Raw genomic sequence first — 11,828 nt, 5'->3', positions numbered from 1 at the left:
CGCCCGGTTACATTCCGAACCCGGAAGCTAAGCCTTACAGCGCCGATGGTACTGCAGGGGGGACCCTGTGGGAGAGTAGGACGCCGCCGAACAATTCTTCGAGAAGCCCCCGCCGGGTGACCCTGGCGGGGGCTTCTCTGTTGTAGGGTCAACGTGCATTGTCATCACACGGGACAGGAGGCCCCCGGGTGGAGGTCCAGGAGACGCGGGTCCAGACCGATCGCGTCCTCACCATCCCCAACCTGCTCAGCATGGGCCGGCTGGTCGGTGTTCCGCTTTTTCTCTGGCTGATTCTCTGGCCGGTTTTCGACGGCCCCAACAACGACGGTTGGGCGCTGCTGATCCTGGCACTGAGCGGTGTCAGCGACTACCTCGACGGAAAGCTCGCGCGGCGGTGGGGGCAGATCAGCCGGGTGGGGCAGCTGCTCGATCCGCTGGCCGACCGGCTCTATGTGCTGTCCACGCTGGTCGGTCTGACCTGGCGTGAGATTCTGCCGTGGTGGGTCACGGCGATTCTGCTGGCCCGGGAGCTTTTTATCGCCGCGCTGCTGCCGATTCTGAACCGGCACGGCTACGGGCCGCTCCAGGTGAGTTTTCTGGGGAAGGCCGCGACCTTCAATCTGATGTACGCGTTCCCGCTTCTGCTGCTCGGCAGTGTGGACAGCTGGATCGCGCGGCCGGCCGAGGTGGTGAGCTGGGCCTTCATCTGGTGGGGGACCACGTTGTACTGGTGGGCCGGTATTCTTTACGCGGTTCAGGCCCGGCGGATCATCAGGGCGGGCTCGGCGGGCTCCGCGTCCGCAGTCTGAGACGTGATCTGAGAGAAGTCCCACGCCGTATCGGTGCGTCGGACGATACCTTCCGGGTAGGGATCCCTCTGGAACGGTTTGATGGACCTGCAGGTCCAACACCGCGAAGGAGGACGCACCCGTAATGAAAGCCGTTGTAATGGCAGGGGGCGAAGGCACCCGACTCCGCCCGATGACCTCCAGCATGCCGAAGCCGCTGCTTCCGGTCGCCAACAGGCCGATCATGGAGCACGTGCTTCGGCTGCTGAAGCGGCACGGCCTCTCCGACACCGTCGTCACCGTCCAGTTCCTGGCGTCTCTGGTCAAGAACTACTTCGGTGACGGCGAGGACCTGGGCATGCATCTGACGTACGCCCACGAGGAGACGCCACTAGGCACCGCGGGGAGTGTCAAGAACGCCGAGGACGCCCTGAAGGGCGACTCCTTTCTGGTGATCTCCGGTGACGCGTTGACCGACTTCGATCTCTCGGAATTGATCGACTTTCACCGCAGCAAGAACGCACTGGTCACGGTCTGTCTCACCAGGGTGCCGAATCCCCTGGAGTTCGGAATCACGATCACGGACGACGACGGACGGGTCGAGCGCTTCCTGGAGAAACCGACCTGGGGGCAGGTCTTCTCCGACACTGTGAACACCGGTATCTACGTGATGGAACCCGAGGTCTTCGACTACGTCGCGGCGGGTGAGTCCGTCGACTGGTCGAGTGACGTCTTCCCGCAATTGCTGAAGGAGGGCAAGCGGGTCTACGGCTACGTCGCCGAGGGCTACTGGGAGGACGTGGGCACCCACGAGAGCTACGGCAAGGCCCAGGCGGACGTCCTGGAGGGCAAGGTCGACGTCGAGATCGACGGCTTCGAGATCTCGCCCGGAGTCTGGGTGGCCGAGGGTGCGGAGGTGGACCCGGAGGCGGTGTTGCGTGGGCCGCTGTACATCGGGGACTACGCCAAGGTCGAGGCCGGCGTCGAGATCCGTGAGCACACCGTGCTCGGCAGCAACGTGGTGGTGAAGCGCGGCGCCTTCCTCCACAAGGCCGTCGTGCACGACAACGTCTACATCGGGCCGCAGAGCAATCTGCGCGGCTGCGTGGTCGGCAAGAACACCGACGTGATGCGGGCCGCCCGGATCGAGGACGGCGCGGTGATCGGGGACGAGTGCCTGATCGGCGAGGAGTCGATCATCGGGGCGAACGTCCGGGTCTACCCGTTCAAGACCATCGAGGCCGGCGCCGTCGTCAACACCTCGGTGATCTGGGAGTCGCGCGGCCAGGAGCACCTGTTCGGCCTCCGCGGGGTCTCGGGGATCCTGAACGTCGAGATCACCCCGGAGCTGGCCGTGCGGCTGGCCGGCGCGTACGCCACGACCCTGAAGAAGGGGGCGACCGTCACCATTGCGCGTGACCACTCGCGTGGTGCGCGTGCGCTCAAACGGGCGATGATCTCGGCACTCCAGACGTCTGCCATAGACGTCCGCGACCTGGAGAACGTGCCGATGCCGGTGGCCCGGCAGCACACTGCGCGGGGGAGCGCGGGCGGGATCTTCCTGCGGACCACGCCGGGGGTGCCGGACTCGCTGGACATCCTCTTCTTCGACGAGCGCGGGGCCGACCTCTCGCAGGCCGGGCAGCGCAAGCTGGACCGCGTGTACGCGCGCCAGGAGTACCGGCGCGCCTTCCCCGGCGAGATCGGGGACCTGACCTTCCCGTCCAGCGTCTTCGACTCCTACGCGGGCAACCTGCTGCGGGCCGTCGACACCACCGGGGTCCGGGAGGCCGGGCTGAAGGTGGTCGTGGACACCGCGCACGGCAGCGCCGGCCTGGTTCTGCCGAGCATCCTCGGGCGGCTCGGGGTGGAGGCGCTGACCGTCTCCAGCGGGCTGGACGAGGCGAGGCCGACGGAGGACGCGGAGGAGCGGCGGGCCGGGCTGGCCAGGCTCGGCGAGCTGGTGGCCTCCTCCCGGGCGGCCTTCGGCGTCCGCTTCGACCCGGTCGGTGAGCGGGTCGCCTTCGTCGACGAACTGGGCCGGGTGATCGACGACGACCGGGCGTTGCTGGTGCTGCTGGACCTGGTCGCGGCCGAGCGGCGCAGTGGGCAGGTGGCGCTGCCGGTGACCACGACCCGGATCGCCGAGCAGGTCGCCGCCTACCACGGCACCCAGGTCATCTGGACCACGACGACGCCGGACGACCTGGCGAAGGCCGCCGCCGCCGAGGGCACGGTGTTCGGCGGGGACGGGCGTGGCGGGTTCGTGGTGCCGGAGTTCAGCGGGGTGCTGGACGGCGCCGCGGCCTTCGTGCGGCTGGTCGGCCTGGTGGCCCGTACCCAGCTCACGCTGAGCCAGATCGACGCGCGCATCCCGCAGGCGCACATCCGTCGCCGGGACCTCGCGACGCCGTGGGCGGCCAAGGGGATGGTGATGCGCTCGGTGGTGGAGGCGGCCGGCAGCCGGCGGCTGGACACCACGGACGGCGTCCGGGTCGTCGAGGCGGACGGGCGCTGGACGCTGGTGCTGCCGGACCCGGCCGAGGCGACCACCCACCTGTGGGCGGAGGGTCCGGACGACGAGGCGACCGAGGCACTGCTGGACGAGTGGGCGGCGGTGGTCGACGGGGCCGGACGGTGACGGCACCGGCCTGATCGCCCGACGGTCCTGGCGGTAGACGGTCCTGACGGTCGGGGCGCGCGGCATGTTCCACGCGCCCCGCTGTCCGTTTTCGCACTGTTCGGAACGATCCGTCACCTTGTGTCGTGTGTGCAGCTCAGGGGGTGTGCACGGGGCCCTTTGCTGACGTGGGACGATGGTCGGCATGCCAGCGACGCCGACGCCGAGTGCCCCGAACGGACGGTACAACCGCCCGGACGCCTCGATGTCCCTGCTGACCAACGTGATGGACCACAGCCTGGACGAGGGCTACGCGGAGGCGGCGGCCGCACGGGGTGGCGACCACGACAGCCGGATACCCAGGACGGCCCGCGGCCTGCTGACGCTGGGCGCAGGGCTGGCTCTGGCCGCAGCCGTGGTGACGGTCGGCGCGGCGAACGCGCACAAGGCGGAGCCGACGCTGGCCAAGGAACGGGACGCGCTGATCCACCGGATCAACGACAGCAACGGCTCGGCCGACCACCTCCAGCAGCAGGTCCAGGAGCTGCGGCGGAAGGTCGAGAGCACGCAGCAGCAGGCGCTCGCGGCGGGTGACGGCGACCAGGGTGGTCTGACCGGTGTGGTGGGCCTGGGGGAGGTCGCGGGACCGGGCGTCAAGCTGGTCCTGGAGGACGCGTCCGGCACCGGCAGCGGGGGGAACGTCGATCCGCGGGCCGGGCAGGGCTTCTCCAACAGCGGCCGACTGCGGGACCGGGACCTGCAGCTGGTGGTGAACGGCCTGTGGGGATCCGGTGCGGAGGCCCTGGCGATCAACGGCCAGCGGCTGACCGCGCTCTCCGCGATCCGGGCCGCGGGTGAGGCGGTGCTGGTGGACAACCGGCCGCTCGTGCCGCCGTACACCATCCAGGCGATCGGGGACGGGCCAAAGCTCCTTGGCACCTTCGAGAACGCCATGGCCGGGCAGTACCTGCGGCTGCTCCAGGAGAAGTACGGCATCAAGTCGACGATGTCCACGCAGAAGAGCCTGACGCTGCCGGCGGCGGTGGGAGTGACGCTGCGGACCGCCCAGCCGGTCACGCCCGAGGCCTCGCCCTCGGCGTCTCCGTCGGCGGCCCCGACCACCCCCGCCGCGACGTCGTCGCCCACCGCCGGAACCTCCGAGAGCCCGGGAGCGTCCGTCTCACCGTCCGCGGGTACCGGGCGGCGCACGCCGAGCGGATCCGCGAAGCCCTCGACAGCCCACTCGTCCACGACGGCCTCGACCAGGTCGTCGTCCACAGGGACAGGAGCAGCTAGACCGTGATTGCCGTACTGGGTCTCGTGATCGGGGTGGTCGTCGGACTCTTCGTCCAGCCCGAGTTGCCGGACGCCGTCGTGCCGTACCTGCCGATCGCGGTGGTGGCGGCGCTGGACGCCGTGTTCGGCGGTGTCCGGGCGATGCTGGACGGGATCTTCAACGACAAGGTGTTCATCGTCTCGTTCCTGTCGAACGTGGTGGTCGCGGCACTGATCGTCTTCCTCGGTGACCAGCTGGGCGTCGGCTCGCAGCTGTCCACGGGTGTGGTCGTCGTCCTCGGCATCCGCATCTTCTCCAACGCGGCCGCGATTCGGCGCCATGTCTTCCGTGCCTGAGCCGGGCCGCGAGGCGGCGGCGGAGAACGTGGACGGCGAGGAGAAGGCGGCGGAGAAGGCTGCCGAGACGGGCCCGGTCGAGCCGGTGGGCGAGGCCGAGCACGGCGAGTCCGTCGAGCACGTCGAGGAGCCCGCGAAGAAGGACGGGGCCGAGGAGCCCGCGGCGACGCCGGTGAAGTCTGACGTTAAGCCTGAGCTTGAGCCCGCGGCGGCGCCCGAGCCCGTGGTGCGGCTCGCGAAGGCAATGGAGCCCGAGCCCGAGGCTGCGTCAGGGGTCGGGTCCGTGGTGGAGCCGGCGGCCGCGCAGCCGCCCGCCGTCGACCGCAACGCCGGGCGGCGGCGCCTCAAGGCGGCTCTGTGGCCGCCGAGACTGTCGCGCGGGCAGCTGGTGGTGGCGTTGCTGCTGTTCTCGCTCGGCCTGGCGCTGGCGATCCAGGTGCGGTCGACCAACGACCACCACAGCCAGCTGCGTGGGGCCCGCCAGGAGGACCTGGTGCGCATCCTCGACGAACTGGACAGCCGCCAGCAGCGTCTGCAGCAGGAGAAGGCGGAGTTGGAGCAGTCCCTGGCCAAGTTGGAGAACAGTTCCAACCAGGCCAAGGAGGCCCAGGAACAGACCAGGAAGAAGGCGACGGAGCTCGGCGTGCTCGCCGGTACCGTCAAAGCCACTGGTCCGGGCATCGTACTCACGGTCGATGATCCCCAAGGGCAGGTGAAGGCAGATATGCTGCTGGACACCCTGCAGGAACTTCGAGCGGCGGGGGCGGAGGCGATTCAGATCAACGATGTGCGCGTGGTGGTCAACACCTACTTCACCGACGTGTCGGGCGGCGGGGTGCAGATCGACGGGAAGAAGGTCTCGCAGCCCTATCGGTTCACCGTCGTGGGGAACCCGCAGGATCTGACGCCCGCGCTGAACATCCCGGGGGGTGTCGTGCGCACCCTGGAGAGCAACCAGGCGCGGGCGACGATCACCCAGCAGCAGAAGGTGGTCGTCGACGCCCTCGTGGATCTGAAGACGCCGCAGTACGCCAAGCCGGCTTCGAAGTGACGGGGCGCCCGACGAACGGCCCGTCACCTGCGGGCCACACCCGGTGCGGGGCGCAGCCGTCGCGTGGGCGAGACTGGGTCGTACCAGTACGCACCGGAGCAACAACCGCAGTACCAGCCGTCGGAGTACCACTCCAGCAGGCCCGGTCCGCAATCGGGACCGCAGCCTGTCCGAGGTTCTCACCCTGCCCCGCGGGCGGGTCTGTCACACGCAAGGGGATTCGCCCGTGAGTTTCTTCTCGAAGTTGTTCGGTCGTAACAAGGGCCGTGGCGCGGCCTCGGTCGAGGCGCCCACCGCGCGGCACCGCCGGCCCGAGGACGAGCCCTCCGTGCCGGGCATGCGTTCCGCCCCCGAGGCGGCGTACGCCGAGCAGCAGCTGTTCCGGGACGGCGGAGCCGCCCAGTACGTCGGGAATCCGGCGGGTTACGGCGCGTCGGTTGACCCTTCCGGCGACCCGCGCATAGGTTTCCAGTCAGGACCCTCAACCTCTGGTGGAGGGTTTGCCCCCGACCCGTATGCCGGGCACAACCCGTCGGGTGTGCCGCGCCAGGAGGCTGTGAACATGGCTGGCCCCACTCCGTGCCCCAGGTGCGGTAACCAGAACCCGGCGTCGGCCCGGTTCTGCTCGAACTGCGGCACGGCGCTGCGCGGTGGTCTGCTCCCGGAGGGGGCGGCGGAGACCACGTCGACCATCTCCATCTCCGGTCTGGAGTCGTACGACCCCAACACCACGACCGGCACCGGTGCCACGCCGGCCCTGTCGGCCGAGGTGCTGTCGGCGATCGACGCGCTGCCGCCGGGCTCGGCCCTGCTGATCGTCCAGCGCGGCCCGAACTCGGGCAGCCGGTTCCTGCTGGACTCGGACGTCACCACGGCCGGCCGTCACCCGCAGGGTGACATCTTCCTGGACGACGTCACGGTGTCGCGCCGCCACGTGGAGTTCCGCCGCACGCCCTCCGGGTTCAGCGTCGCGGACGTCGGCAGCCTGAACGGCACGTACGTCAACCGGGAGCGGATCGACGAGGTCTCGCTGAACAACGGTGACGAGGTGCAGATCGGGAAGTACCGGCTGGTGTTCTTCGCCGGCCACAACCGGGGGTACTGAACCCAACGTCGGTAGGAGCCCGAGTGAGTACGAATACCCCTTCATCTTCTCTCGGGGCGGCCATCCCCGCATCGTCCGGTCCGCAGGCGGACCGTGTCGGCCGCGGGGTGGTCGCGGGCCCCAGGCAGCCGCTCCGCCCGGATCGGCCGGTCGGGCGGCGACGCGGTGGCGACGAGCTGCTGAGCATCGGTGCGGTGCTGGCCTTTCTGCGCGACGACTTCCCCGAGGTCACCATCTCCAAGATCAGGTTCCTGGAGGCGGAGGGGCTGGTCGAGCCGCAGCGCACGCCCTCGGGGTACCGCAAGTTCAGCCCGGCCGACGTCGAGCGGTTGGCCTACGTCCTGCGGATGCAGCGGGACCACTACCTGCCGCTGCGGGTGATCCGCGAGCACCTGGACGCGATCGAGCGCGGTGAGGCCCCGCCCGCGCTGCCGCCCGCCGACGCCAGGCCCGGGCCGCTGGAGGAGGCGGACCGGGAGCTGGGCGCCTCCGCCGACGTTCCGTCCGGAGTCCGGCTGGGGCGCGCCGAACTGCTGGCCGCCGCCGAGGCCGGGGAGCAGGAGCTGGCCGAGTGGGAGGCCTACGGGCTGGTCGCGTCCGGCCCGGACGGCGGATACGACGGCGAGGCCCTGCAGGTGGCCCGCTTGGTCGCGGAACTCGGCCGGTACGGGCTGGAGCCGCGGCACCTGCGGGCCATGAAGGCGGCGGCCGACCGCGAGATCGGGTTGGTGGAGCAGGTGGTGGCGCCACTGCGCCGGCACCGGAACCCGCAGACCAGGGCCCACGCCGAGGCCACCGCCAGGGAGCTCGCGACGCTGTCCGTGCGGCTGCACGCGGCGATGGTCCAGGCCGGCCTGCGGGCCCGCGGGTAGCGCCGGTGCGGGCGTTTGTCCAGGCCCGGTCGGCCGGAGAGCACCGCGCTGACCAGCGGCGTCGGCTCTGCGCTTTCATATCCGGGGTCGGAGCCATAGGGTTGCCTGTGTGAATGAGCTCGACGTCGTGGGTGTCCGAGTGGAGATGCCTTCCAACCAGCCGATCGTGCTGCTTCGGGAGGTCGGGGGCGATCGGTACCTGCCGATCTGGATCGGTCCCGGCGAGGCGACCGCGATCGCCTTCGCCCAGCAGGGCATGACGCCGGTGCGCCCGCTGACGCACGACCTGTTCAAGGACGTCCTGGAGGCGCTCGGACAGCAGCTCACCGAGGTCCGGATCACCGACCTGCGGGAGGGCGTCTTCTACGCCGAGCTGGTCTTCGCCGGCGGGGTCGAGGTGAGCGCCCGGCCGTCCGACGCGATAGCGCTGGCCCTGCGCACCGGCACGCCGATCTACGGGAGCGAGGAGGTGCTCGCCGAGGCGGGCATCGCGATCCCGGACGAGCAGGAGGACGAGGTCGAGAAGTTCCGCGAGTTCCTCGACCAGGTGTCGCCCGAGGACTTCGGGGGCAGCGGTCCGCAGTAGCGCGGACGGGACGGCGTACCGGTTCGGGCGCTGTTTGGCTTGCCGTTTTGCCAAAAACCGTCGACCTACCCACACTAGGGGCACGAAAAACCACTCTCCTGAGTGATGTGGTTTGTCTGGCCCGGCGTGGCGATCGTTGACGGGTCATAGGGGACTGCCTACCGTCAGGAGTGGCTGTCCGGGTGGCCGATGCCCGCAGTTCGGGTTGCCCGCAGCACAAGTGGACGGAGGTAGGCATGAGCAGCACCGGCGATGACGCGGCCGTGGGAGGCCTGTGCGCCGTTCACCTGCCGCGCACCGCTCGCACCGTGACGGACCTGCCCCGGGTGGGCAGGTTCCCGGCCGTGCAGCCGGGTCAGCCCGCCATCGAGCGGCTGGCCCCGACGTCCGAACTGATCGGCTACCGCGGGCCGACGGCCTGCGCGGCGGCCGGCATCACGTACCGCCAGCTGGACTACTGGGCCCGGACCGGACTGCTGGAGCCCAGTGTCCGTTCGGCGTACCCGGCCACCAGCCAGCGGCTCTACAGCTTCCGCGACATCCTGCTGCTCAAGATCGTGAAGCGGCTGCTCGACGCGGGTGTCTCGCTGCAGAACATCCGGGTGGCGGTCGCCCATCTGCAGGCCGCCGAGCAGGGCGACCTGGCCGGGATGACGCTGATGTGCGACGGCGCGACGGTGTACGAGTGCACCACGCCGCAGCAGGTGGTGGACCTGCTGAAGGGTGGTCAGGGGGTGTTCGGCATCGCGGTGGGAGCGGTCTGGCAGGAGCTGGAGCTGGTGGTCGGACGGCTGCACGCCGAGCGGACCGACACCGGCGAGACGCTGGTCGGCCACGACCCGGCGGACGAACTGGCCCAGCGGCGCATCCGGGCGGTCTGAGCGCGGAACTGACGAGGCCGCGGGCCCGGACGGGGAACCGTCCGGGCCCGCGGCCTCGTCTTGCGCCGGGTGGAGCGGTCGAGGGAGGGCACGTGAGGCTCGGCACCGGGATAACGGACCTGCTGCGGCGTCGGGGCGGGCTGCTGAAGGTGCGGCTGCGGCGGCGGGCCACGCAGCGCCGGATCTTCCAAGTGGGGACGGTGCTCTGCTCGCTGGCGCTGGCGCCGAGCGCCTGGCTGTGGGTCTCGGCGGGGGACCGGGTCGGCACGGTGGCCAGCGTGCCGTCCGCGCCGGTCGCGGTGGTCTTCGGCGCCGGGCTGGACCAGGGCAAGCCGTCGCCGTACCTGGAGCACCGGCTGGTCGCGGCGCTGGATCTGTACCGGGAGGGGAAGGTGCAGGCGATCCTCGTCACCGGCGACAACGGGCGGGACGACTACGACGAGCCGGACGCGATGCGGCGCTACCTGATCGAGCACGGGGTGCCGGAGGTCCGGGTGGTGGGCGACTACGCGGGCTTCGACACCTGGGACTCCTGCACCCGGGCGCGCCGGGTCTTCGGGGTGGAGCGGGCGTTGCTGGTCAGCCAGGACTTCCACGTGCGCCGGGCGCTGGCGCTCTGCCAGGCGGCGGGCATCGACGCGTACGCGGTCGGGGTGCCGGAGCTGCACGACAGCACCTGGCTGTACGGCGGGCTGCGGGAGATCCCCGGGGCGGGCAAGGCGGCGGTCAACGCCTGGCTGCGGCCGGACCCGGTGTTCCTCGGGCCCACCGAGGAGGGCATCCCGAAGGCCCTGGCGGACGCCGCGAAGCGGTAGCCGGGCGGCGGCGGCCCCGGGGCGTCGGCCGGGTTCGTACGCACTGTCGGACCCGTACGGGATGATCGGCGGGTGCGATCACTGCCGAGCATCATCCACCTCGACATGGACGCCTTCTTCGCGGCGGTGGAGCAGGCGGCCAAGCCGAGCCTGCGCGGCAAACCGGTGATCGTCGGCGGGCTCGGCGGGCGCGGAGTGGTCTCCACGGCCTCGTACGAGGCGCGGAAGTTCGGGGTGCACTCGGCGATGCCGATGGCGCAGGCGCGCCGACTCTGCCCCAACGCGGCCTTCCTGTCCGGCCGCTTCGAGGCCTACCGGCAGGTCAGCGACACCGTGATGGGCCTGCTGCGCGAGCTGTCGCCGCTGGTGCAGCCGCTCAGCCTGGACGAGGCCTTCGTCGACCTGGAGGCCGGCCCGTACGGCCCGGCGCTGGCCGAGGCCGACCACGAGACCGGGGAGCGGCTGGTGCTCGCGCTGGCGGAGGACCTGCGGTCGGACATCCAGCGGCGCACCGGGCTGACCGGGTCGGTCGGGGCGGCCGGGTCCAAGCTGATGGCGAAGATCGCCTCCGAACAGGCCAAGCCGGACGGGCTGGTGATGATCGAGCCCGGGCAGGAGCGGGTCGTCCTCGGCCCGATGCCGGTCCGGGCACTGCCCGGGATCGGGCCGGCCACCGAGCAGGTGCTGCGGCGGGCCGGGCTGAACACGGTGGCCGACCTCGCGCAGGCCGGGGAGAGCGAACTGGTCCAGTTGCTCGGGCGGGCGCACGGCGCCGGCGTGCACCAGATGTCGATAGGGCTGGACGACCGGCCCGTGGTGGCCGACCAGGACGCCAAGTCGGTCTCGGTGGAGGACACCTTCGAGGTGGACCTCGCCGACCGGGACCGGGTGCTGCGCGAGGTGGAGGTGCTGGCCGCCCGGTGCGTGCGGCGGCTGCGCGCGGCCGGGCGGTCGGGGCGGACGGTGGTGCTCAAGGTCCGGCGGTTCGACTTCTCGACGCTGACCCGCTCGGAGACGTTGCGGGGGCCCACGGACGACGAGGCGGTGATCATCGAGACGGCGCGCCGGCTGGCGGCCCAGGTGGACATCACCGGTGGGGTCCGGTTGCTCGGGGTCGGTGTCGCCCAGCTGGCCGACTACACCCAGGAGGACCTGTTCGCGCAGGCCCTGCGGGAGGAGGCGGCCGAGCACGCGGAGGCGGAGGACGAGGAGGCCGAGGAGGAGCCGGAGGAGGCCGGGCCGCGGCGCTGGATGCCCGGGCAGGACGTCCACCACGCCGAGCTCGGGCCGGGGTGGGTGCAGGGCAGCGGCGTCGGGCGGGTCACCGTACGGTTCGAGACGCCGTGGAGCGGGCCGGGGCGGATCCGGACCTTCGCGGTGGACGATCCGGCGCTGGAACCGGCCCGGCCGTTGCCGCTGCGCGGGGACGAGGGGCCGGAGGAGGCGGGGGCATGAGAGGTCCGGAGGAGGCGGGGGCG

11 protein-coding genes and 1 rRNA gene are annotated in these 11,828 nt (G+C 71.0%); all 12 read left to right on the top strand.

The genetic code is table 11. The annotated features are described in order from the left end of the window. Window positions 1-92, top strand: a 5S ribosomal RNA gene (gene rrf / locus ACIO5E_RS34505); the annotation flags it as partial. A gap of 96 nt (window positions 93-188) precedes the next feature. Next, window positions 189-809 (top strand): CDP-alcohol phosphatidyltransferase family protein, encoded by a 621-nt coding sequence (locus ACIO5E_RS34500; RefSeq protein ID WP_280684773.1) that lies wholly within the window; start codon window positions 189-191, stop codon window positions 807-809. A 124-nt stretch (window positions 810-933) separates the two neighbouring features. After that, window positions 934-3,429 carry a sugar phosphate nucleotidyltransferase gene (locus ACIO5E_RS34495; RefSeq protein ID WP_400675648.1) on the top strand — a complete coding sequence of 832 codons (2,496 nt, stop codon included), beginning with the start codon at window positions 934-936 and terminating at the stop codon, window positions 3,427-3,429. A gap of 184 nt (window positions 3,430-3,613) precedes the next feature. Continuing rightward, complete coding sequence (locus tag ACIO5E_RS34490; RefSeq protein ID WP_400675646.1) at window positions 3,614-4,711, top strand: DUF881 domain-containing protein; 1,098 nt, start codon at window positions 3,614-3,616, stop codon at window positions 4,709-4,711. After that, on the top strand, window positions 4,708-5,040 hold the full coding sequence (locus ACIO5E_RS34485) for a small basic family protein (RefSeq protein WP_280684771.1): 333 nt from the start codon (window positions 4,708-4,710) through the stop codon (window positions 5,038-5,040). Before ACIO5E_RS34490 ends, ACIO5E_RS34485 begins: the two co-directional genes overlap by 4 nt. Beyond that, the gene (locus ACIO5E_RS34480) at window positions 5,024-6,091 is read left to right on the top strand and encodes a DUF881 domain-containing protein (protein ID WP_400675643.1); all 1,068 of its coding nucleotides are present in this window, start codon (window positions 5,024-5,026) and stop codon (window positions 6,089-6,091) included. The genes ACIO5E_RS34485 and ACIO5E_RS34480 overlap by 17 nt, the downstream gene beginning before the upstream one ends. A 226-nt stretch (window positions 6,092-6,317) precedes the next feature. After that, window positions 6,318-7,196, top strand: coding sequence for an FHA domain-containing protein (locus tag ACIO5E_RS34475; protein ID WP_400675641.1), 879 nt, complete (start codon window positions 6,318-6,320; stop codon window positions 7,194-7,196). Window positions 7,197-7,375: 179 nt separating this feature from the next. Further along, the gene (locus ACIO5E_RS34470) at window positions 7,376-8,068 is read left to right on the top strand and encodes a MerR family transcriptional regulator (RefSeq protein WP_400675658.1); all 693 of its coding nucleotides are present in this window, start codon (window positions 7,376-7,378) and stop codon (window positions 8,066-8,068) included. Between the two features lie 109 nt (window positions 8,069-8,177). Next, window positions 8,178-8,654, top strand: a complete 477-nt coding sequence (locus tag ACIO5E_RS34465; RefSeq protein WP_030303568.1) for a bifunctional nuclease family protein — start codon at window positions 8,178-8,180, stop codon at window positions 8,652-8,654. Between the two features lie 236 nt (window positions 8,655-8,890). Further along, complete coding sequence (locus ACIO5E_RS34460; protein WP_400675639.1) at window positions 8,891-9,535, top strand: MerR family transcriptional regulator; 645 nt, start codon at window positions 8,891-8,893, stop codon at window positions 9,533-9,535. Window positions 9,536-9,627: 92 nt separating this feature from the next. Then, entirely contained in the window at window positions 9,628-10,350 is a 723-nt protein-coding gene (locus ACIO5E_RS34455) for a vancomycin high temperature exclusion protein (protein ID WP_400675637.1), read from the top strand. 72 nt (window positions 10,351-10,422) lie between these two features. After that, a complete protein-coding gene (locus tag ACIO5E_RS34450) occupies window positions 10,423-11,805 on the top strand; it encodes a DNA polymerase IV (RefSeq protein ID WP_400675636.1) in 1,383 nt (460 codons plus the stop codon). The last annotated feature ends 23 nt before the right edge of the window (window positions 11,806-11,828 follow it).

The organism is Kitasatospora sp. NPDC087314, assembly GCF_044744365.1.
In the GTDB taxonomy this organism is placed as follows: Bacteria; Actinomycetota; Actinomycetes; order Streptomycetales; family Streptomycetaceae; genus Kitasatospora.
This window is presented reverse-complemented; position numbering and strand designations above follow the sequence as displayed.

What these genes read in the sequence shown, in the direction of transcription:
- ACIO5E_RS34495 (WP_400675648.1), top strand. Translation starts at nt 934, where the DNA reads ATGAAAGCCGTTGTAATGGCAGGGGGCGAAGGCACCCGACTCCGCCCG.
- ACIO5E_RS34480 (WP_400675643.1), top strand. Translation starts at nt 5,024, where the DNA reads ATGTCTTCCGTGCCTGAGCCGGGCCGCGAGGCGGCGGCGGAGAACGTG.
- ACIO5E_RS34460 (WP_400675639.1), top strand. Translation starts at nt 8,891, where the DNA reads ATGAGCAGCACCGGCGATGACGCGGCCGTGGGAGGCCTGTGCGCCGTT.
- ACIO5E_RS34490 (WP_400675646.1), top strand. Translation starts at nt 3,614, where the DNA reads ATGCCAGCGACGCCGACGCCGAGTGCCCCGAACGGACGGTACAACCGC.